General features: G+C 68.7%; 18 protein-coding genes. 13 read left to right on the plus strand and 5 right to left on the minus strand.

Annotated features, from left to right (window positions below):
* Positions 1-8: 8 nt before the first annotated feature.
* The 9 genes from ACIA58_RS07290 to ACIA58_RS07330 all read left to right on the plus strand — a co-directional run bounded on the left by ACIA58_RS07290 (position 9) and on the right by ACIA58_RS07330 (position 12041).
* Entirely contained in the window at positions 9-1610 is a 1602-nt protein-coding gene (locus tag ACIA58_RS07290) for an amidohydrolase (protein WP_396402708.1), read from the plus strand.
* A gap of 8 nt (positions 1611-1618) precedes the next feature.
* Complete coding sequence (locus ACIA58_RS07295; RefSeq protein WP_396402709.1) at positions 1619-3046, plus strand: gamma-aminobutyraldehyde dehydrogenase; 1428 nt, start codon at positions 1619-1621, stop codon at positions 3044-3046.
* 163 nt (positions 3047-3209) lie between these two features.
* On the plus strand, positions 3210-5846 hold the full coding sequence (locus tag ACIA58_RS07300; RefSeq protein ID WP_396402710.1) for a hypothetical protein: 2637 nt from the start codon (positions 3210-3212) through the stop codon (positions 5844-5846).
* Positions 5843-6730, plus strand: coding sequence for an N-acetylglucosamine kinase (locus tag ACIA58_RS07305; protein ID WP_396402711.1), 888 nt, complete (start codon positions 5843-5845; stop codon positions 6728-6730). Before ACIA58_RS07300 ends, ACIA58_RS07305 begins: the two co-directional genes overlap by 4 nt.
* A complete protein-coding gene (locus ACIA58_RS07310) occupies positions 6727-7395 on the plus strand; it encodes an N-acetylmannosamine-6-phosphate 2-epimerase (RefSeq protein WP_396402712.1) in 669 nt (222 codons plus the stop codon). Before ACIA58_RS07305 ends, ACIA58_RS07310 begins: the two co-directional genes overlap by 4 nt.
* Positions 7396-7626: 231 nt before the next feature.
* A complete protein-coding gene (gene ngcE / locus ACIA58_RS07315) occupies positions 7627-8991 on the plus strand; it encodes an N-acetylglucosamine/diacetylchitobiose ABC transporter substrate-binding protein (protein ID WP_396402713.1) in 1365 nt (454 codons plus the stop codon).
* Positions 8991-9881, plus strand: coding sequence for a carbohydrate ABC transporter permease (locus ACIA58_RS07320; protein WP_396402714.1), 891 nt, complete (start codon positions 8991-8993; stop codon positions 9879-9881). Before ngcE ends, ACIA58_RS07320 begins: the two co-directional genes overlap by 1 nt.
* Before the next feature lie 10 nt (positions 9882-9891).
* Positions 9892-10773 (plus strand): carbohydrate ABC transporter permease, encoded by an 882-nt coding sequence (locus tag ACIA58_RS07325; RefSeq protein ID WP_396402715.1) that lies wholly within the window; start codon positions 9892-9894, stop codon positions 10771-10773.
* The gene (locus tag ACIA58_RS07330; RefSeq protein ID WP_396402716.1) at positions 10770-12041 is read left to right on the plus strand and encodes a hypothetical protein; all 1272 of its coding nucleotides are present in this window, start codon (positions 10770-10772) and stop codon (positions 12039-12041) included. The genes ACIA58_RS07325 and ACIA58_RS07330 overlap by 4 nt, the downstream gene beginning before the upstream one ends.
* Before the next feature lie 63 nt (positions 12042-12104).
* Here ACIA58_RS07330 and ACIA58_RS07335 read toward each other — a convergent pair whose 3' ends face one another.
* From ACIA58_RS07335 to ACIA58_RS07345, 3 genes are read right to left on the minus strand one after another with little or no spacing between them, the layout of a single operon-like run.
* Positions 12105-12593: a DinB family protein gene (locus ACIA58_RS07335; protein WP_396402717.1), complete on the minus strand. Its 489-nt coding sequence runs from the start codon at positions 12591-12593 to the stop codon at positions 12105-12107.
* Between the two features lie 3 nt (positions 12594-12596).
* Positions 12597-14660: a YhgE/Pip domain-containing protein gene (locus ACIA58_RS07340; protein WP_396402718.1), complete on the minus strand. Its 2064-nt coding sequence runs from the start codon at positions 14658-14660 to the stop codon at positions 12597-12599.
* A complete protein-coding gene (locus ACIA58_RS07345; RefSeq protein WP_396402719.1) occupies positions 14657-15355 on the minus strand; it encodes a hypothetical protein in 699 nt (232 codons plus the stop codon). Before ACIA58_RS07345 ends, ACIA58_RS07340 begins: the two co-directional genes overlap by 4 nt.
* 57 nt (positions 15356-15412) lie before the next feature.
* On the opposite strand from ACIA58_RS07345, the gene ACIA58_RS07350 reads away from it, so the two are divergent.
* Positions 15413-16024: a TetR/AcrR family transcriptional regulator gene (locus ACIA58_RS07350; RefSeq protein WP_396402720.1), complete on the plus strand. Its 612-nt coding sequence runs from the start codon at positions 15413-15415 to the stop codon at positions 16022-16024.
* Here the strand turns inward: ACIA58_RS07350 and ACIA58_RS07355 are convergent.
* Entirely contained in the window at positions 16005-17537 is a 1533-nt protein-coding gene (locus ACIA58_RS07355) for a molybdopterin-dependent oxidoreductase (RefSeq protein WP_396402721.1), read from the minus strand. The genes ACIA58_RS07350 and ACIA58_RS07355 overlap by 20 nt on opposite strands.
* Before the next feature lie 73 nt (positions 17538-17610).
* Positions 17611-18162, minus strand: coding sequence for a MarR family winged helix-turn-helix transcriptional regulator (locus ACIA58_RS07360; protein WP_233714825.1), 552 nt, complete (start codon positions 18160-18162; stop codon positions 17611-17613).
* A 183-nt stretch (positions 18163-18345) separates the two neighbouring features.
* Here ACIA58_RS07360 and ACIA58_RS07365 point away from each other — a divergent pair, with 183 nt between their 5' ends.
* From ACIA58_RS07365 to ACIA58_RS07375, 3 genes are read left to right on the plus strand one after another with little or no spacing between them, the layout of a single operon-like run.
* Positions 18346-19359: an ATP-binding cassette domain-containing protein gene (locus ACIA58_RS07365; protein WP_396402722.1), complete on the plus strand. Its 1014-nt coding sequence runs from the start codon at positions 18346-18348 to the stop codon at positions 19357-19359.
* Entirely contained in the window at positions 19356-20162 is an 807-nt protein-coding gene (locus ACIA58_RS07370; RefSeq protein WP_396402723.1) for an ABC transporter permease, read from the plus strand. The genes ACIA58_RS07365 and ACIA58_RS07370 overlap by 4 nt, the downstream gene beginning before the upstream one ends.
* Positions 20155-20979 carry an ABC transporter permease gene (locus ACIA58_RS07375; protein WP_396402724.1) on the plus strand — a complete coding sequence of 275 codons (825 nt, stop codon included), beginning with the start codon at positions 20155-20157 and terminating at the stop codon, positions 20977-20979. The genes ACIA58_RS07370 and ACIA58_RS07375 overlap by 8 nt, the downstream gene beginning before the upstream one ends.
* Positions 20980-21024 lie beyond the last annotated feature (45 nt).

Raw genomic sequence — 21024 nt, forward strand, 5'->3', positions numbered from 1 at the left:
GGAGCCTCGTGGACACCTTGTTCGTGAACGGCGCCGTCTTCGACGGGACGTCGTACCGACCGGGGCTGAGCGTCGGCGTCCGCGACGGCCGGATCGCGGTCGGCGAGCGGACGGCAAAGACCCAGGTCGTCGATCTCCAGGGCGGGCTCCTGCTGCCCGGATTCGTCGACGCGCACATCCACCCGGTGCAGGGCGGGCTCGAGCGCGGCCGCTGCGATCTCGCCCCGGCGCACGGCCTCCCGGCGTACCAGGAGACGATCCAGCGGTACGCCGCGCAGCATCCCGACGTCCCCTGGATCCTCGGCGGCGGCTGGCACCAGCCCGACTTCCCCGGCGCCGCACCGCGAGCGACCGACCTCGACGCAGTCACCGGCGACAGGCCTGCCTTCCTCGTGAACGCCGACCACCACGGCGCCTGGGTCAACTCGAAAGCACTGGCAAACGCCGGCATCGACCGGAGTACGCCGGACCCGCCCGACGGCCGGATCGAACGCGGACCGGACGGCACCCCGACGGGCACCCTGCACGAGGGCGCGATGGACCTCGTCGCGCGGCACGTCCCGCCGACCACGCCTGCCGAACTCGTCGCGGCGCTCGAAGACGCACAGGCGTACCTGCACTCGCTCGGCGTCACCGGCTGGCAGGACGCCATCCTCGGCGACTACGCGAACATGCCCGACGCGACCGATGCGTACCTCGAGGTCGCCAACGCCGGTCGCCTCACCGCCCGCGTCAACGGCGCGCTCTGGTGGCAGCGCGATCGCGGCGCCGAACAGATCCCGGACCTCGTCGTACGCCGAAACGCGGTAGACCACTCCCGGTTTCGGACCGGGACCGTGAAGATCATGCAGGACGGTGTCGCGGAGAACTTCACCGCCGGGATGCTCGAGCCGTACTTCGACGGCTGCGGCTGCCGTACCGCGAACGCCGGCCTGTCGTTCGTCGATCCGGTCGAGCTGTGCGACAGCATCACCCGGCTCGACGCGGCCGGGTTCCAGGTCCACGTGCACGCGATCGGCGACCGCGCCGTCCGCGAAGCCCTCGACGCGTTCGAACAGGCGCGGCAGCGCAACGGCGACACCGATCGCCGGCACCACATCGCGCACCTGCAGGTGGTCCATCCGGACGACATCGCACGCTTCGCGCAGCTCAACGTGACCGCGAACATGCAGGCGCTCTGGGCGATGTACGACCAGCAAATGGTCGACCTCACCGTGCCGTACCTCGGGCCGGAGCGGACGGCGTGGCAGTACCCGTTCGGCGCGCTGGCCAGGTCGGGCGCGCGACTCGCCGCCGGGTCGGACTGGCCCGTGTCGAGCCCGGATCCGCTCGCCGCGATCCACGTCGCGGTCAACCGGCGCGACGAGTCCACGGCCGAGCAGTTCTTCCCCGAGCAGGCGCTCGACCTCGCGACCGCGCTCACGGCGTACACCAGAACCAGCGCGTGGCTGAACCACGCCGACGACACCGGCCGGATCCAGCCGGGCGCGCTCGCGGACCTGGTCGTCCTCGACCGCGACCCGTTCACCGGTCTGCCGGACGAGATTGCGGCAGCCCAGGTGCGGGCGACGTACATCGAGGGCGAGTGCGTGTTCGAATCGAACAGATAGGAACCGTCATGGACACCATCACCAATATCGTCGACGGCAAGCCGGCGGGTGCGCTCAGCGGCGCGACGTACGACGTGATCGCGCCGGCCACCGGTACGGCGTACGCGCGGGCGCCGTTGTCCGGTCGTGAGGACGTCGACCAGGCGATGAACGCGGCGGCGCGGGCGTTCGAGAGCTGGCGGGACACGACGCCGGCCGAGCGGCAGCTGGCGCTGCTGCGGATCGCGGACGCGATGGAGCGGCGGGCGGACGAGTTCGTCGCGGTGGAGAGCCGCAATACGGGCAAGCCGCTGGCGATCACGGTGACCGACGAGATCCCGCCGTGCGTCGACCAGCTCCGGTTCTTCGCGGGCGCGGCCCGCCTCCTGGAAGGGCGGTCGGCGGGTGAGTACATGGTCGGCCACACGTCCTGGGTACGGCGCGAGCCGATCGGCGTGGTCGGGCAGGTGACGCCCTGGAACTACCCGCTGATGATGGCGGTCTGGAAGATCGCGCCGGCGCTCGCGGCCGGGAACACCGTGGTACTCAAGCCGAGCGACACGACGCCGATGTCGACGGTGCTGCTGGCCGAGGTGGCGCAGGAGTTCCTGCCGCCGGGCGTGCTCAACGTGGTGTGCGGCGATCGCGACACCGGGCGCGCGCTGGTCGATCACGACGTACCGCAGCTGGTCGCGATCACCGGGTCGGTGCGTGCCGGGATGGAGGTCGCGTCGTCGGCGGCGCGGAAGCTGAAGCGGACCCATCTCGAGCTGGGCGGCAAGGCGCCGGTCGTGGTCTTCGACGACGCGGACCTGGAGAAGGCGGCGCAGGCGATCGCGGACGCCGGGTACTTCAACGCTGGTCAGGACTGTACGGCGGCGACGCGCGTGCTGGCCGGTCCGCGGATCCATGACGACTTCGTCGACGCGCTGACCGACCGGGCCAACCACACGCACACCGGCGCGCCGGACGACCCGGAGGCGGCGTACGGCGCGTTGAACAACGAGGCGCAGTTGCACCGGGTCGACGGGTTCGTCCGCGGCCTGCCCGACCACGCGGCCGTCCGGACCGGCGGCGCCATCGTCGGTGAGCGCGGCTACTTCTACGCGCCGACCGTCGTGTCAGGTCTCCAGCAGAACGACGACGCGATCCAGCAGGAGATCTTCGGTCCCGTCATCACCGTGCAGCGTTTCACCGACGAGGACGAGGCGCTGCGATGGGCGAACGGCGTCGAGTACGGCCTCGCGTCGTCCGTGTTCACCCGCGACCACGCCCGCGCGATGCGGATGAGCCGCCGCCTCGACTTCGGCTGCGTGTGGATCAACACCCACATCCCGATCGTCGCCGAGATGCCGCACGGCGGCTTCAAGCACTCCGGCTACGGCAAGGACCTGTCGATGTACGGCCTCGAGGACTACACCCGTATCAAGCACGTCATGTCGAACATCGAGGACTAGACGACCTCGAGGTAGTCCTTGTCCGGCAGCGTCGGGAAGGGCGCGTGCGGCTCGGTCTGGTACCAGTACCCCTCGGTTGAAGTCACCCGTAGCCGTCGACCCTATGGCGAGTGGTCTACCCGGGGTGCTTTACCGGCCGCGATTCGTCGGCAACAGTGAACCGGTGCCTGCATCGTCTGTCGCGCTGATCGGTCCACCGGGCCCGGCGGCCGCGTTCGCCGCCGCCCTCGAGCAAGCCGACCGGTACGACGATCTGCCCGCCGACCTCGCGTCGTACCGCGCGGTGATCGTGCTCGCGGGGCGGTATCCGGAGCCGTCGTGGATCGACACGACCCGGTTGGCGTCGTACGTGCGGGATGGCGGGTCGGCGTACGTCGAGTTCGCGCTCGGCGACGGGTTCCTGCCCGCGGGCGAGGTGCGGGACGCGCACATCGAGCGGATCTTCACGCGCGAGGGACTGGGTGGGATGGAGCCGCTCAGCATCCTGGACGAGCACTTGTCCCGCGCGCAGGAGGTCGCCAAACCGGCGGATGCGATCGAGCTGCTGACCTACGGCTCGGTGGCAGGCACGCACAAGGCGGTCTTCGGTCCCCCGGACCACACGTTCCCCGCGCTCCTCGACATCCCGGCCGGCGCCGGGCGTTTGCTCTACGCAACCACCGCACTCAGTCATCACGTGAAGGGCCGCTACAAGCCTGCCCGCCGCTGGACCCGCCTGATCGAGCTGATCGTCGCGGAACTCACCCGGACGGACGCACCGCCCGATATCGAGCTCTTCACCGAGCCGCGCGTGTGGGTCGCCTCGGGCGAGCCGGTGAAGCTCGTCGTCCGGTCAGCCGACAAACCACCCACCGCAGACCTGCAGTTGCTGGAAGCCCAACCCGGACGGTACGAGTCCAGGCCAACGGTGCTGCCCGACGGCGAACACACGTTCGCCGTCGGCGATCACACCACGACCGTCACCGTCGGACCCCGCGCCGAGCGCTACCGAAGGATGGTTGACCGAGGGATCTCCTGGTTCGACCGGGCCGGGATGTTCTACGACGCGCCGGACGGCTCGAAGGGTGTGGCCGAAGGGTTCTCCAACGAGGTCGGGTTCGACGGGAAGCTGCCGTTCCGTCCGGTGCCCCGCGGGGATTGCTACACGCAGACGGCGCACGCATTCCGGATGTACGCCGACCTCGCCGGCGACCCGCGCGGCCGGACGATCGCCGCCAACCTCATGCGCCACGTCGTCGAGGAGGAGCAGCTCACCGACCGCAACCCGCTGTACGGCGCGTTCGAACCACGCGGGGCCCGTACCGACCTGACCGCGACCAACAACCTGTTCGCGGACGACGGCGGCTGGATCGCCCTGTTCGCGCTGATCTCCGGCGAGACCGAGCCCGGCCTGCGCGGCGTCGAGTCCCTGATCCGGACCGCGAACACCGAGCTCGGTCTCCAGGTCGACCCGTGGCGCACCCCGTCGACGCTGATGGTGAAGGGCTGGGACGAGTTCGGCCGCAGCCCGATCGAGGACGGTCTCGACCTCACGTCGCACTGGCAGAGCTCTGCGCTGTGCGCGTACCTCTACGCGTACGGCGTGACGGGCGAACCGTCGTACCTCGAGATCGCCGAGCGCGGACTGGACCACATGGCGTCGCATCACCCGCGGGCCCGGTTGGAGACGAGCCGCACGTGTGAGGCCGGGCGGTTCCTCCTGCCGCTCGCCGGCGGGTACTTCTACACGCGCAAACCCCTGTATTTGAAGACATTGCTGTCCCTCGCCGAGTATCTGAAGAGTCGCCAGGGTCCGGACGGCGGGTTCGCGGAGTGGGACGGGAAGTGCCCGCCGAGCAACGAGGCGTACGGCGTGGACGAGGCGTCGATCTTCCAGGCGAACGGCGATCCGGTGACAGACCAGCTCTACGGCACTCCGTTCGCGGCGTGGGCGCTGCCGATCGTCCATCAGATCACCGGCGAGCCGATCTTCGCGGAGCTCGCCCACGGAGTCCTCGACTACCTGGGCCGGATCCAGATCGACGACCCGGCGGACGAACAACTCCACGGCACCTGGCAGCGCGCCTTCGACTTCGACGCCTGGGAGTACTACGGCTCGAACGCCGACATCGGCTGGGGGCCGTACTGCGTAGAAACCGGCTGGTCCGTGGCCCCTACCCTGATCGCGGCCATGCAGTACCTCCGAGGCGGCACCTTCTTCCCGCAACCACGAGCCAACCCCGGACCGGTCGCAGCTGTCCGCGCAGAGTTCGAATCCATCCTCGCGCGGGAACCCGCGCCGCCTACCTTCCACCGTCGTGAGGACGGACGCATCATCCGCGTCCAAGGCGGGGTGTGCGCTGTCCTCGGGGACCTGCTGGCCGCGGGCGAACCGGTCTGGGCCCGCAACGACCCCGCGAACTCCTACGAGATCTACGTCCGTGGCGCCGACAACCACCTGCACCACACCTACCTCGACGACCGCGTCGGCCAAGGGCGTTGGCGACAGGTCGGCGACCTCGAGCCGGCCGACGATCCGGTCGTCGCGTTCAACCCCGGCGCCGACGCGATCGAGGTCTACGTGCTCGGCGCCGATCGCCGCATCCACCACTGCTCGATGATCGACGTACGCGGCGGTCACACCCCGTGGGAACCTGTAGGTACGCTGCACTTCACCGGCTCACCCGCCGTGATGTACGACGAGACGCTCGGCTCTGTCCGCCTGGTGGCGAACGACACCGCCGGCCAGGACCGCCGTACCCGCAAGGTGAACCGCTGGCACCTTCCGTGGCAGGACTACTCACACTGGATCACCGCATGACCCGCATTGCGATCGACGGCGGTCAGTCCGCCCTGCGACTCCGTGTTCTCCCGTCCGGCCGCACCGGCGAAGGACCCGGCTACACGCACGGACCGGATGCGCTTCAGCGGATGCTCGAGGCGATCGGCAGCGCCGCAGCCGAGGCCGAGGTGACGGGACGCGTCGAGATCGTTGCCCTCGGTCTGACGGGTTATCCACAGGCTCCTGGTGCCGCCGGCAAGTTCGCGCAGGATGTCGGCGAGCTGCTGAACGCCGACGAGGTCCGACTGACGCAGGACATGGTCACGGCGCACGCCGGCGCCTTGCTCGAGGGGTACGGCGTGGTGGTTGCTGCCGGCACCGGGCTGGTCTGTCTGGCGGTCGACCGCGACGGCACCTGGCGCAAGCTCGACGGCCACGGGTACCTGTTCGGCGATGCCGGCAGTGCGTTCGCGATCGGCCGCGCCGGCCTCGTCGCCGTACAACGTGCTCGTGACGGCCGCGGTCCGGTCACCAAGCTCGCGGACACCGCGCTCGACCCCGTTACGCTCTACCGCTCCTCGACCCTGGTGGACGACGTGGCCCGGTTCGCTCCCGAGGTACTGCGATGTGCGGCCGAAGGCGATCCGGTCGCGCACGAGCTCGTCGTCCGCGCCGCCGAGGACATCGCCGAGACGATCGGCGCCGCGGTCGCGCAACTGGCCGGCGAAGGACCCGTCCCGGTCGCCTGCGTCGGCGGGCTCTTCAACGGCGCCGGTGAGCAACTGCTGGCCCCGGTCCGCGACGCTCTCCCGCCGCGCGCCCAGCTCACCCCGGCGGCCGGCAACTCGCTCGACGGCGCCGAACGCCTCGCCACCGGACCAGCCGGAACGTACGCCGACCTGATTGTGACGCACCGTCGATGAGAACCATTGCCCCCGGCACCCTCGTGGTGTCCTGCCAGGCAGGCCCCGAGAACCCGATCCACGGACCGGCCGCGATGGCGTTGATGGCGCGGGCCGCCGAGGCGGGCGGGGCGGGTGCGATCCGGGCCAACGGACCCGAGGACATCGCCGCGATCCGCGCCGTGACCGACCTGCCGATCATCGGGCTGCACAAACTCGGCGATCCGGCCGGTGTCTTCATCACCCCGACATACGAGTCCGCGGCGGGCGTCGTCGCTGCCGGAGCGGACCTGGTCGCGCTCGACGGCACCGTCCGGCCGCGGCCCGACGGGCAGCGGCTGGAGCAGCAGATCGCCCGGATCCGAGCCGAGCTCGGGGTACCCGTGATGGCTGATGTCGACAGCCTCGACGCCGGCCTCGCAGCCCGGGAAGCGGGCGCGGAGATCGTCGCCACCACGCTGTCGGGCTATACCAATGGCCGTACGCCGACCGGACCTGACGTCGAACTGGTCCGGCAGCTCGCGGCCAAGCTGGACTGCCCGATCGTTGCCGAGGGCAGGATCCGTACGCCGGCAGACGTCCGTGCCGTCTGCGATGCGGGCGCGTACGCCGTCGTGGTCGGTCACGCGATCACGAATCCGATGGACATCACCGCCCGCCTGGCCGGCGCGATTCCGGCCGCATAGACCCACTCCAGTGGTCTAGTCCATCTTGTCGACCGGGGTCGAATCCCCTTCCGCACGACAGTCCGCCAGGCGTATCCATGACGCAGCAGTGCTGGATGCCACGCCTCCGGCGCGGCGGGCCAGGGGGCTGTAACTCCCGGCCTTCCCTCGTCGCTCCGGTCGCTTCGCTCCCTGCGCTCCTCAGTCCAGGCCGGGAGGCCCCCTGGCCAACGCCATGAGAGGACGCCCATCATGATCGAGGTCGACCGCCGTACCCTGCTCCGTGCCGCCCTGGCCGGCTCCGCCGTTGCCACGCTCGCCTCGTGTGCGAAGCCGGTCGCCGACAAGACCGCAGCGGCGTCCGGGAGCTCTGTGGACGGCACCAAGCCGCTGGAGTTCTTCAACTTCGACGGCGGCTACGGCAAGGAATGGACCACCATGCCGCTGGATCTGTACCGCAAGGAGTTCCCGGACGCGGACGTGAAGCTCACCAGCGGCCAGCAACTCCAGCAGCAGCTGCAACCGCGGTTCATCCAGGGCAACCCGCCCGACCTGATCGAGAACGTCGGCCTCGACGGCGCCACCCTGGCCGCGCAGAAGCAGGTCATGGACATCGGCGCGCTGCTCGACATGGACGCCTACGACCAGCCCGGCGTGAAGGTCCGCGACACACTCCTCCCGGGCGTCGCCGAGGCCGGACGGTACGACGGCGTGAAGTACGAGATGCCGTACGTCTTCGGAGTCGGCGGCATCTGGTACAGCAAGCCGATGCTCGACAAGCACGGCTGGACGTACCCGAAGTACTGGGACGAGATGCTCGCGCTCTGCGCCGAGATCAAGAAGACCGGGATCGCGCCGTGGACGTACCAGGGCAAGTTCCCCGGGTACCTGACCAACCCGATGCTGATGACGGCGTACAAGGCGGCAGGGCCGGACCTGCGGAAGAAGGTCGACAACCTCGAGCCGGACGCGTGGCGCGATCCCGCGCTGATCGCGGCCGCCGAGGGCTACCAGGAGCTTGCCGCGAAGGGCTACCTGCTGGAGGGTTCGCAGGCGCTGTCGCACACCCAGTCGCAGACGTACTGGGCGCAGGGCAAGGCGGTCTTCATCCCGTGCGGCGGCTGGCTCGAGAACGAGCTCGGCGACATCGCGCCGAAGGACCTGGGGATGACGATGGTCCCGGTGCCGGGTATGTCCGCGGCGGACAAGGCGCCGTACGAGACGGTCACCGGTGGCCCCGGCGGCGCGCTGATCGTGCCGGCCAAGGCGAAGAACCCGCAGGGCGGGCTCGAGCTGCTGCGGATCATCGTGTCGAAGAAGTGCATGCAGAACTTCACCAAGGTGACCAAGTCGCTGACCGTCGTGAAGGGCGCCACCGACGGCGTCGAGCTGTCCTCGGCGAACAAGTCGATGCAGGCGGTGATCGAGGCGGCCGGGACGAACATGTTCGCGGACTGGTCGTGGCGGCTCTGGTACAAGAAGCTGCTCGACAACTCGGACAAGGCGATGGCCGCGCTGATGAACCGCGAGCTCACGCCGGACGGGTGGAGCAAGCAGATGCAGAAGTACGCCGACGAAACCGCGAAGGACCCGTCGATCAAGAAGTTCCACGTCTGATGCACCACGGCAAGTACCGGTTCATCGTCAGCCTGCTGGCGGTCCCGCTCCTGGTGTACGCGGTGTTCGTGGTGTCGCCGTACGTGCAGGCCTTCCCGATCGCGTTCACGAACTGGGAGGGGCTGTCCGCGGACTACCACTACATCGGCTTCGGGAACTTCGTGACGCTGTTCCACGACTCGGTGTTCTGGGTAGCGCTGCGGCACAACCTGTTCCTGCTGGTGTCGCTGCCGATCATCATCGTCACGTTGTCGCTGTTCTTCTCGGCGGCGCTGAACTACCAGGGCGGCGTACCGGGGTCGCGGATCTACAAGGTCGTGTACTTCTTCCCCGGCGTACTGTCGATCGCGATCGTCGGCGTGCTGTGGCAGTTCGTCTTCGAGCCGCGGAACGGGCTGCTGAACGGGTTCCTGCGCGCGGTCGGGCTGGACGGGCTGGCGCGCCTGTGGCTGGGAGACGGCCGTACGGCGCTGGGCTCGATCATGGCCGTGGTGGTGTGGGGCGGTGTCGGGTTCTACGTCGTCCTGTTCACGGCGGCGATGGCCGCGATCCCGCGGGAGCTGTACGAGGCGGCGCTGCTCGACGGTGCCGGCGCTCTGCAGTCGTTCTGGCGGGTGACGCTGCCGTTGATCTGGAACACGGTGCAGACCGCGCTCGCCTTCCTGGTGATCGGGGCGCTCGACATGTTCGCGCTGGTGAAGATCCTTTCGGTCGGACCGGGTGGGCCGGACGACGCGACGCAGGTCATCTCGCTGTACATGTACACGAACGCGTTCACGTACGGGAAGTTCGGTTACGCATCCGCGATCGGGGTCACGCTGTTCTTGATCAACATGATTTTGACGCTGCTGACGTTCCGGCTGACCCGCCGCGAGCGGGTCGAGTACTGAGGAGGTCGTTGTGGTTGCGTTGACCTCTTCCGCCGTACGGTCCGCGGAGCCGGCCCGGGTCGCGATCGGGTCGCGGGTGCTCGGCGGGGTGTCGCAGGGGTTCCTGCTGGTGTGGGGCGCGATGGTGCTGTTCCCGCTGCTGTGGGCGGTGCTCAGCTCGTTCAAGTCCGACCAGGACATCTTCACGAGCCCGTGGAGCCTGCCGTCGCGATGGCGGTGGGACAACTTCTCCCGGGCGTGGAACGAGTCGCACATCGGCACGTACTTCTTCAACAGCGTGATCGTGGTGTGCGGCGGCGTCGTACTGACGTTGCTGCTGTCGTCGGCGGTCGCGTACGTGCTCGCGCGGTTCGAGTTCCCGGGATCGCGGGTGCTGTACTACGTGTTCGTGGCGGGAATGGTGTTTCCGGGGTTCCTGGCGCTGGTGCCGTTGTTCTTCGTCGTCCAGAACCTCGGGCTGATGAACTCCTACCTCGGGCTGATCCTGGTGTACGCGGCGCACGGGATGTCGTTCTCGGTGTTCTTCCTGACGGCTTTCTTCAGGACGCAGTCGAAGGAGCTGGCCGAGGCGGCGCTTGTCGACGGGTGTACTCATTGGGGTGTGCTGTTCCGGATCATGCTGCCGCTGGCGCGGCCCGGGTTGGTGAGTATCGGGATCTTCCAGTTCCTCGGGATGTGGAACGAGTACCTGCTGCCGTTGGTGCTGAACACCGACGAGAAGCGGTACCTGGTTACCCAAGGCTTGGCTAACATCGCGGTGACCCAGGGGTACCACAGCGATTTCTCCGGACTGTTCGCCGGACTGACCATCTCGATAATTCCGGTGTTGGCCGTTTATCTTGGCTTCCATCGTCAGATCAGTGCCGGTATGACAGCTGGAGCGTTGAAGTGACCGAACTCCTGTTGGCCGCGACGTCCCTCGATGTCACCCCGCCGCCGGGTCATCGACTCGATGGGTACGCCGCTCGCCTGGGCGTTTCCACCGGTACGGCGGACCCGCTGCGGGCCACCCTGATCTGGCTGTCGACCGAGGACGACCCGGGTGTGCTGTGGCTCACGCTCGACGCGATCGCGGCCGGCTCGGCGCTGTCGCACGAGCTCGCTCTCGCCGCCGGCGCCGCGGCCGGCATACCGCCGTCGCATGTCGTCGTGTCCGCCTCGCACACCCACTCCGGACCGTCCGGGTGGACCGGCGAGATCCATCCGGTCATTCCGGCCGCGCGGGAGCGGGATCTCGTCGACGCGCTGGTCTCCTCGGTGCGCTCGGCGCAGCTGGAGCGGCAGCCGGTGACGGCGTCGTGGCGTTCGGTCGAGGTGATCGGCGTCGGCACCAACCGGCATCGGCGCAACGGACCGCATGACAACACGGCGGGCATCCTGGCGCTGCATTCGCGGTCCGGTTCGCTCGAGGCGGTGTTGCTGGACTTCGCCTGCCACCCGACGACGTACGGCCCCGAGAACATGCAGTACTCCGCCGACTGGCCCGGCGCCGCCCGCGCCGCGCTGGCCCCCGCGGTCGTCGGCTTCCTCCAAGGCGCCGCCGGGGACGTCAGCCCCCGCTTCACCCGCCAGGGCCGGGGGGCAGGCGAGGTCACGCGGCTCGGTGGGTTGCTCGCGTCGCGCGTCCGGGAGGCGCTCGCCGCGCCCGGGCTGGAGCTGCCGCAGTCCGCGCCCGTCATCCGCCGTACGACGTTGACCCTGCCCGTCCGGAACATCCCACCGGCCGACGAGTCCGAGAAGCTCGTCAGCGCCGTCGAGAAGGTGGTGACCGCCTCAGGACCCCGCGGAACCACCGAGGCAGGCATCGACGACCCCTCCGGCCGCATCTCCCAGACCCGCCTCGACGGCGCCCGCGGCCAAGCCCTGATGGCCGCCGCCACGCTTCCCCCAGCGCTCGACCTCCCCGTCAGCGCCGTCACCATGGGCGACGTCTGCTGGATCAACCTCCCGGTAGAACTCTTTGCCGTCCACGGCGCCTGCCTCCAGCACGACAGCACCCACCCCATAACCCGAGTGATCGGCTACACCGACGGCTACTACGGCTACGTGGTAGACCCCTCCGCCGCCGAAGCCGGCACGTACGAAGCCCTCATCACCTTCTTCGACCAACCCACCACCAACAAACTCCTCACCGACACGGCCACCTTCGTAAACATGTAGTCGGCCGAGAGGCGGGCCTCCTCTGGCGACCCGCCACGCCCGCAGGCCGTTGCCTGCGGCAAGTTAGGCGCCGGTGGTTCCGTCGATTTGTTCTCGGAGGATGTCGGCGTGGCCGTTGTGGCGGGCGTGTTCTCGGATCAGATGGAGGTAGATCCAGCGGAGGGAGACCCGGCCGCCGGCGGGGTGGGGGACCTGGTGGTCGGGCGACAGGTGGGTGGTGATTCGGCGGGACTCGGCGCAGGTCTCCTCGAAGGCGGTGAGGATCGCATCGACGGTTTCGGTGTCGGCAACCTGCCAGCTCTCGTCGCCGCCGCGGGACTCGCCGGGGATCTCCTCGCGTGGGCGGCCGGCGAGGATGTGGTGGAACCAGTTGCGTTCGACGCCGGTGAGGTGTTTGACCAGGCCGATCGGTGTGGTCGCGGACGGTACCAGCCGGCGGCGTGCGTCCGCCTCGGAGAGGCCGCGGAGTTTGTCGGCGGTGACCTCGCGGTGTGAGTCCAGGAAGGCCTCCAGGGCCTCGCGTTCTCCCGCGGTACGAACCAGGTTTTCCATGTCCTAAAGCACCAGTTCCGGTTGGAGTTTCTTGGCGGGCCAGACGCGTTGCTTTCGCGCCGCCAGGGATGACGCGGCGAGCCCCACGGCGAACCAGGCTCCCAGCGCGAGGAGGTCACGGCCGAGGGATGTGCCGGGACCGCCGTACATGAGGTGGCGTACGCCGTCGATGGCGTAGCTCATCGGGAGGGTGTGGTGGAAGAAGTACAGCGGCGCCGGGATGGTCTGCCAGGGGAAGGTACCGCCGGCGCTGACCAGCTGGACGACCATCAGCACCAGGCCGAGGAACTTGCCCACCGCGCCGAACCAGGCCGACAGCGCGTGCAGGATCGCGACGAAGGTGAACGACGTCAGGATCAGGAAGCCGACCGTCAACCAGGGATGCGCGGCGTGGATGCCCAGCCCGAGGACCACCGCGACGAATACCAGCGTCGCCTGGATCGCGCCGAAAAGGGCCGGAGGCAACCAACCACCGAGGGCGACGCGGAACGGCGACTGCAGCGCCGCGAGCGCTCGCGGTGACAGCGGCCGGACGAGCAGGAACAGCACGTACGCGCCGATCCAGCACGCGAGACTGAGGAAGAACGGCGCCAGACCGGCGCCGTAGCTGTCGGCCGTGGCCTGCGAGACGTTCTGCAGGGTGACTGGTGCGCCCAATGTCTGGCCGACCGCCTTGCGCTGGTCCGCAGACGGGTTAGGGATCTGCTTGACCCCGCTGGCCAGCCCGGTGTTCAGCTGCGTGGCACCCGTCTTCAGCTGGCCCACGCCGGTCGCAAGACCGTTCACGCCGGTCAGCAGCTGCCCCTGGCCCACCACAGCCTGCTTCTCCCCAGCGGCGAGCTGCTGCGCCCCGGTCTGCAGGCTGCCGAGCCCGGTCTTCAGCCGAGTAGCACCACTGTTGAGCTGATCGGCCCCATCCGCCGCTGTCCTGATCCCCTTCGTCAACGCCGGTGTCGCATCCGCCAGCGCCGCAGCGCCGTTCGACACCTTCCGCGCGCCCGCAGCGAGCTGGTTGAGTTGCTTGGATGTCGACTGGATCTTGGTGTTCGCGCGTACGACGGGAGCGCGCAGCTTGGCCGTCTCCAGCAAGACCTCGCGGATCTGGTGCTGACTGAAGCCCTGCGCCTTCAACCGGGCAGCGAGGGTGGTGTCGAACGTCGAAAGGTCCTTGACCAACGTGCTGGACGCAGTCGCAACCTGCCGCCCGGTGCCGGCGATCTTCTCGTTGCCGTCGGCAACCTGATCCGCACCGGCGGCCAACGTCTTCGTCTGCTTCGGCAGCGACGCCGTCTTCCGCTGCAACGTGCCGAGGCCGCCGTCCAGCTTGGATGCACCATTGGCCAGCGAAGTTGCACCCTGCGACGCCTGCGTAGCACCGGTCGCCAGCTGAGTCGCACCAGCGGACAGCTGCTTCTGCGCAGTGTTGAGCTGCGTAGCACCGGTCTGCAACTTCCCGACCCCAGCGGCCGCAGACGTCAGCCCACTCTGCAGCTGCGCAGCACCAGCAGCGGCCGAGCTCACCTCCTTGTGAATGGTGTTGTACCCGGCCAGCAGTTGCGACGCCGCCGTCTCGCTGACCTGTGACGCCACCGTCTTCGTCACCTGTGCAACAACCTGGTTGGCGATCGTGTGCGCGATGTAGTTGTTCGCGTCATTGGTCAGCAGTTCCAGCTGCGCCTGCCGCGGCGTGAACTCCGCACTCGACGCGAGATCGGACGAGAACGACTTCGGCAGCACCAGCGCGAACTCGTACTTCCCGTCCGAGACCCCAGAGGTCGCGTCCGCGCGGTCCACCTGGTGCCAGCCGAAGCTCCTCGACTTCACCAGCTCCGCAGCGACCTCCGGGCCGACGTTGAGCTTCTCGCCGGTCGCCAGCGTCGTACCTGCGTCCTCGACGACGACCGCGGTCGGGATCTTGTCCAACCGGCCGTACGGATCGTGGTTCGCATACAGGTACAGGCCGCCGTACAGCACCGGGACCAGCAGCAACGCGACCACGGCCAGCTTGGGCAGCCGCCCAGCAGTCAGACGCCGCAACTCACTCAAGGCCATCCGCAGCGCGGTCACTCGTCCGTCTCCTCAACTTCATCAATCGGTACAACCGGCTCCACCGGGGCCACCGCAGTGACCTGCACCGGGTCCGGCTGGTCTGTCTCGCCCAGCTGCGCCGCCTTCACATCCAGCAGCCGCGCCGACGCGTCAGCGCAGGTGATGATCACGCCGTACCCCTGCGCCGCCAAACCGCGCCCCAGCTCGTACCAGCCGTGCGGATCACCACCATGTCGGTCCGGCATGGTCAGAATGACCACCTGTACGTCGGGACGCGCCACGGTGAGCTCCGCGAGCAGTCTGGTCCGTACGGCGACGGGCAGGTGCTCGAACCGCTTGCCGGCATGCTCCGCGGCGTCATGCTCGTCCAGCCACTTCAGAACGGCCTTCCGCCCCGCCTTGCGGCCGGCTATCGCCAACTCCTCACCCACAACCGTCTGGACCGGCAGGGCGTCGTCAGGCTCGGTAATGCCCGGTGTGTCGACCACAGCGACCCGGCGCCGAAGTACGGTCGCGTCAGCCAGACCGTCGAACCGCACCGTCCCCGTGTCCGGCTTGAGGCGACCGGACAGCCCCAGAGACACCGCAACGTGCCCAGCGCCCGGATACCCGGTCAGGAGCACCACCTCATGATCTGCGACCGACACCGACGTGGCGTGCAGCATCGTCGCGTGCGGACCCTGCACGCTGATCCTGGTGGCCTGGAGCTCCATCCTGCGTCCCCGATTCAATACGGTTGTGTATTCAATCCAGAACTGTATCCTATCCGTATGGAAACGCCCAAGCGACGTCGCTCCAACACCCGGGCCCGCCTGCTCGAAGGTGCGCTGGAGGTGTTCGCCGAGCGTGGGTTCCACGGCGCGTCGGTCGAGGACATCTGCGAGCGGGCCGGCTTCACCCGCGGCGCCTTCTACTCGAACTTCGGCTCCAAGGACGAGTTGGTCCTGGCGCTGTTCCAGGCCACGACCGACGGCATCCTCGAGCAGATCGAGGCGCTGCTCCCCGAGCTGGCGAATCAGCCCGGCACCCTCCTGGACGCCGTGCTGGGCCTACTCGACGAGACCGCGCCGGACCGGCGGCAGTGGCATTTGATCTCGACCGAGTTCACACTGCACGCGCTCCGCGACCCGGAGGCGGCGCGGGCGCTGAACACGCAACGAGCGATGTTCCGCGACAGCCTGACGAAGCTGGTCGAGCAGATCACCGAGACCAGCGGCATCACCTTGAGCGTCCCGGCCGAGCAGTTCGTCCGCCTCGTCATCGCCGTGCACGAAGGTGCCCGCTCGCAGAGTCTCCTCGAGCCGCGCAAGGTCCCGGCCGGCGAGCTCGAGCACACCTTCCTGCCGATGGTCCTGGAAGCGGTCAGCCGACCTTCACGCTGACGGTGTGCAGCCCGGTCGAGCCGTTCGGGGCCGGCGGCGCCGAGGACTCGATCTGCGCGTTGCCGTTGTCGTCGGTCGCCCGGACCTGCAGGACGTGGTTGCCGCGCGGCGCGTCCCAGGTCCAGTGCCACTGTCGCCAGGTGTCGATCGACGCGTCCGTCGCCAGCGTCGCTTGTTGCCATTGGCCACCATCGACGCGGACCTCGACCTTCGACACCCCGACGTGCTGGTCCCACGCCACCCCGGCCACCGTCACCGGCCCCGGGTCCAGCTTCTTGCCGCCGGGTACGTCGATCCGCGACGACAACTTGATCGGTCCGAGCTCCGACCACCCGCGCGGCGTCCAGTACCCCTCGAACTGGTCGAACCGCGTCACCTCGATGTCGACCAGCCACTTCGTCGCCGACACGTAGCCGTACAGCCCGGGTACGACGATGCGCACCGGGAACCCGTGCTCGACCGGCAGCGGCTGCCCGTTCATCGCGTACGCGAGCATCGCCTGCCGGTCGTCGAGCAGCGTCGGGAGCGGCGTACCGGCGGTGAACCCGTCCTTCGACCTCGACTGGATCGCGTCCGCGTCCTTGGACGGTCCGGCCTCCTCGAGCAGATCCTTCAGCAGTACGCCGGACCACATGGCGTTTCCGATCAGGTCGCCGCCTACCTCGTTGCTGACACACGTGAGCGTCACCCACTTGTGCATGACGTCGCGCTTCAGCAGATCGTCGAACGTCAGCGTGATCTCGCGGTCGACCATGCCGTGGATCCGCAACTTCCAGTCCGCGGGCACGATCTGCGGCACGGAGAGTGCGGTGTCGATGCGGTAGAACTCGTCGTTCGGCGTGGCCCACGGCACCGCGCCGTCGGCCTGGACGCCGGCCGGCGGGGTGAGGGACGGCGGCTGCGGAAGCTGGAGCTGCTTGCGGGCGTCGGCGACCGCGGCCCGGTTCCCGCCGACGACCTTGCCGAGCAGACCGAGCGCCGCCGACCCGAGCGCGACCCCGCCCGACAGCTGCAGGAACCCGCGGCGGCTGACGCCGTCGTCGGGATGATCCAGGAGTGGTTCGAGTCGTTGGCTGAACAGGCGCAGGATGATGAGCGCGGTGACCCCGGCGAGCGCCGACGGCAGGAATCCGGTCTGCCCGGAGTCCGCGCGGGTCAGGGCCGCGGCGACCGCCACGACGCTCAGCCCGACGACGATCAGAGCGCCGGCCCAGTAGCGCCGTACGGCGAGCATCCCGCCGACCGCGGCGAGAGCCGCCACGACGATCAGGATGCCGCCCCGGAGCGCGGTCTTGTCGTGGGTGCCGAACCAGGAGATCGCGAGGTCCTTGAGCCACGGCGGCACCCGGTCGATGAACGCCGACCCGATCGCCACCACCGGCGTCTGCGGGGTGCCGAGGATCCCGGCCGCCACGCTGCCGACAGCGAGTCCGGCGAGAGCCGCGAGTACGCCGCCGACGGCTCCGCGCCACCTGGTTCCGCCGAGGGCCTTTGGGTCAGCTTGTTGCTTCACTTCTCAACCATTGCGCGACGAAGCGCCCGGTACCAGCCGGGCGCTCCATTCGTTAGTCGCGGGTAATGCTTGTTCAGATGCGGTCAGGGGTAATGGGCCCGAGCCCCGGACGGCCGTTGGGCCAGCGGCGGGCGTTGTCCCGGACCCTGCGGAGCCTGCCGAGGACGAGGTCCCGTTCGTCGGCCAACTGGGACATCCAGAGGCTGTCGATCTCGAGCAGGTGGTCCGGCAGTGCTTCGCGCAACCGCCGCTTCCCCTCCTCGGTCAGGACGGCGAACGAGCCGCGGGCGTCGTCGGGACAGGGCTCCCGGCGGACCAGGCCGAGGTTCTCGGCTCGGTCCACCAACCGGGTGATGCCGCCGGTGGTGACGGTCAACTCCCGGGCAAGGGAGGTCAAACGCTGCTTCTCCCCGTGGCTGCGGGCAAGCCGCAGCAACAGTTCGAACATTGCCATTTGCAGTCCACTGCGCTTCAGAGAATGGCGCATCAGGTGATCCAGCTCAGCTGCTGCTTCTCGCAGCAGCCCGTAGGCCGTCAGCACGTCGCTTTCCCAGGGTTCGGCGGCGCGAGTGGGTTCTGCATCGGCGAGCGCTAGGGGCGAGCAAAGCGAAGGCGCGATGGTCATGCGCGGACTCTATTAGCTGACCAGTTCACTTCGCTACACGGGGTGACCTATCGGCTACAGATCGATCCGCAATCGTAAGACCCTTGAGCGTAACGGACCATCTGGACTAGCGCGGAGTTTTTCACCTGCGCCAGGTGTGGATCGGTGAGAGGATGACCGTTCCGCTCGCTGGGGAGGGTGCGTATGCCGGCTATTCAAGCGGCCGAGCTGGTCAAGGAATTCAGCCGGCCCGCCGTCCTGCCCGGACGCTTGCCACGGCTCCGCGCGCTGTTCAGCACCAAGCGGGACATCACCCGGGCCGTCAGCGGCGTGAACTTCGAGATCGAGCCGGGCGAGCTCGTCGGGTACCTCGGCCCGAACGGCGCCGGCAAGTCGACCACGATCAAGATGCTCACCGGGATCCTCACCCCGACGTCCGGCGTCTGCCGGGTGGCCGGGCTGGAGCCGTCCCTCGACCGCGCCCGCAACGCCCGCAACATCGGCGTGGTCTTCGGCCAGCGCACCCAGCTCTGGTACGACCTTCCCCTGCGCGACTCGTTCGAAGTACTCGCGGATCTCTACAACCTCGACCGGTCGGCGTACCTCAAGCGCGTCGGGCTCTTCACCGAGCTGCTCGATCTGGAGGACTTCCTCGACACACCGGTCCGCTCACTGTCGCTGGGCCAGCGGATGCGCGGCGATCTGGTCGCGGCGATGCTGCACGAGCCGTCGATCCTCTTCCTCGACGAGCCGACCGTCGGCCTGGACGTGGTCGCGAAGGCCCGCCTGACCGAGTTCATCGCGGAGACCAACCGCACCGACGGCACGACGGTCGTCCTGACCACCCACGACATGGAGGACGTCGAGCGGCTCTGCCAGCGGATCATCGTGATCGATTCCGGCACCGTCCTGTACGACGGCGATCTGTCGCGGCTGAAGGAACGCTTCATGCCGCACCGCTTCCTCGTGCTGACCCTCGCCGAGCGCAGCATCCGCCAGGTCACCGACATGCCGTTCGCGACCGAGGTCGGGACCAGCGCGGTCGGCACCGTGCCATACCCGGACCGCAGCGTCGTACTGCGATTCGACCCGCGGGAGATCGCCACGCCGGAGCTGATCGCGCGGGCGTCGCAGGTGTACCAGGTCGACGAGTTGTCGATCGTCGACCCGCGGCTCACCGACGTGATCGCCCAGCTGTACGACGGCCTGCTGACGTGATTGCTGCCGAGCAGGTCCGCGCGTTCCGCGGCATGACGCGCGCCGGGACCCGCTCCGTCCTGATCTACCGCGGCGACCTGTTCACCGGCGCGGTGACGCTCGTCATCCAGGTCGTGCTCGCGATCGCCGTCTGGCGGATCGTGTACTCCGGACGTCCGCCGGTGAACGGTGTGGACGGCACGACCGCGGTCGCCTACGCGGCGATCGCGGTGTGCCTGCAGTCGGCGCTGCTGCCGTGGCAGTTCTCGTCGCTGCCGATGCGGATCCGGACCGGGCAGATCGCGACCGACCTGACCCGGCCGCTCGGTCTGATGTGGCAGGCCCTCGGGCAGAACCTCGGCGTCCTGCTCGCCCGGCTCCCGTTGGGTGCGATCGGACTCGCGGCCGCCGGGCTTCTCGGCGCGCTGCTGCTGCCACCGGGCCTGTCGGCGCTCCTGCTCGCGGTGATCGCCACGGTGGCCGGAGCGATGATCGCGATGTTGTGCAACCTGATCGTGTCGATGGTCGCCTTCTGGACGCTCGAGATCAGCGGGCCGCTGATCGTCTACCGGTTCGGCAGCTCGTTCCTGTCCGGATCCCTGATTCCGCTGTGGTTCATGCCTGACTGGCTGCGGGCGTCGATCGAGTGGTTGCCGTTCCAGGCCCAGGTGTACACGCCGGTGTCGATCTACCTCGGCCAGACCCGTGGTGCCGAAGCCGTGGCTCTGGTGGGGGTGCAGTTGCTCTGGCTGGTCGTGCTCACCCTGCTCCTGCAGGCGGTCTGGGCACGGGCCCGGCACAAGGTGGTGGTCCAGGGTGGCTGACCATGCTGATCAGGCGCCGTCCTGGTTCCGGCAGTACGTGATCCTCGAACGCGCCGCGATGCGGGCACAGCTGCAGTACCGGGTGAACTTCTGGACCACGTTGCTGGGCGGCGTGGCCTACCAGGGGACGCAGTTGCTGTTCCTCGGCGTTCTGCTGGCGAAGTTCGATCTGATCGCGGGCTGGGGGTTTCCGGAGATCGCGTTCGTGTTCTCGATGCGGCTCGCCTCGCATGCGTTCTACGTCGTACCGTTCGGCTCGCTGATGATGACCGACTTCATCGTTCGCGAGGGTGACTTCGACCGGTACCTGCTCCGTCCGGTCAGCCCGTTCCTGCAGCTGCTCACGCGCGAGTTCCGGTTGATGTCGCTCGGCGACGGGATCCTCGGAATCGGTGCGTTGGTCATCTTCAGCTGGCACGCGCCGGTGGACTGGACCGCGGCGAAGCTCGCGTACCTCGTCGTCGCCGTCCTCGGCGGCAGTCTGGTCGAGACCGGGATCCAGACCTTCTTCTGCGGCCTGTCCTTCCTGGCCACCTCGACCTTCTCGCTCCGGATCTTCGCCGACGACTCGATCACCCGGTTCTCCGGCTATCCCCTGACCATGTTCGGGCGCGGCGTTTTCTACGGCTTCTGCACCGTCTTCCCGATGGCCTTCATCGCCTTCCTCCCCGGCGCCCTGCTCCTCGGCCGCGCCGCCGACGTACCCCTCCCGACCTGGCTGATCGCCGCCTCCCCGCTGGCCGGCCTCGCCGTTTTCGCGCTCGGCTACGCCTTCTTCGTCCGGATGCTCCCGAAATACACCAGCCCCGGCAGCTGACCCCTCGCGAAGGGCCTGTGGATAACTTCCGCGGCGGTCGGGCGA

It is taken from the genome of Kribbella sp. NPDC051586 (assembly GCF_044453965.1).
In the GTDB taxonomy this organism is placed as follows: domain Bacteria; phylum Actinomycetota; class Actinomycetes; order Propionibacteriales; family Kribbellaceae; genus Kribbella.

Excerpts from the sequence above, each read along its gene's own strand:
- ACIA58_RS07345 (WP_396402719.1), bottom strand. The coding sequence starts at position 15,355 with ATGGAGCTCCAGGCCACCAGGATCAGCGTGCAGGGTCCGCACGCGACG.
- ngcE (WP_396402713.1), top strand. The coding sequence starts at position 7,627 with ATGATCGAGGTCGACCGCCGTACCCTGCTCCGTGCCGCCCTGGCCGGC.
- ACIA58_RS07295 (WP_396402709.1), top strand. The coding sequence starts at position 1,619 with ATGGACACCATCACCAATATCGTCGACGGCAAGCCGGCGGGTGCGCTC.
- ACIA58_RS07360 (WP_233714825.1), bottom strand. The coding sequence starts at position 18,162 with ATGACCATCGCGCCTTCGCTTTGCTCGCCCCTAGCGCTCGCCGATGCA.
- ACIA58_RS07320 (WP_396402714.1), top strand. The coding sequence starts at position 8,991 with ATGCACCACGGCAAGTACCGGTTCATCGTCAGCCTGCTGGCGGTCCCG.
- ACIA58_RS07350 (WP_396402720.1), top strand. The coding sequence starts at position 15,413 with ATGGAAACGCCCAAGCGACGTCGCTCCAACACCCGGGCCCGCCTGCTC.
- ACIA58_RS07310 (WP_396402712.1), top strand. The coding sequence starts at position 6,727 with ATGAGAACCATTGCCCCCGGCACCCTCGTGGTGTCCTGCCAGGCAGGC.
- ACIA58_RS07335 (WP_396402717.1), bottom strand. The coding sequence starts at position 12,593 with ATGGAAAACCTGGTTCGTACCGCGGGAGAACGCGAGGCCCTGGAGGCC.
- ACIA58_RS07305 (WP_396402711.1), top strand. The coding sequence starts at position 5,843 with ATGACCCGCATTGCGATCGACGGCGGTCAGTCCGCCCTGCGACTCCGT.
- ACIA58_RS07365 (WP_396402722.1), top strand. The coding sequence starts at position 18,346 with ATGCCGGCTATTCAAGCGGCCGAGCTGGTCAAGGAATTCAGCCGGCCC.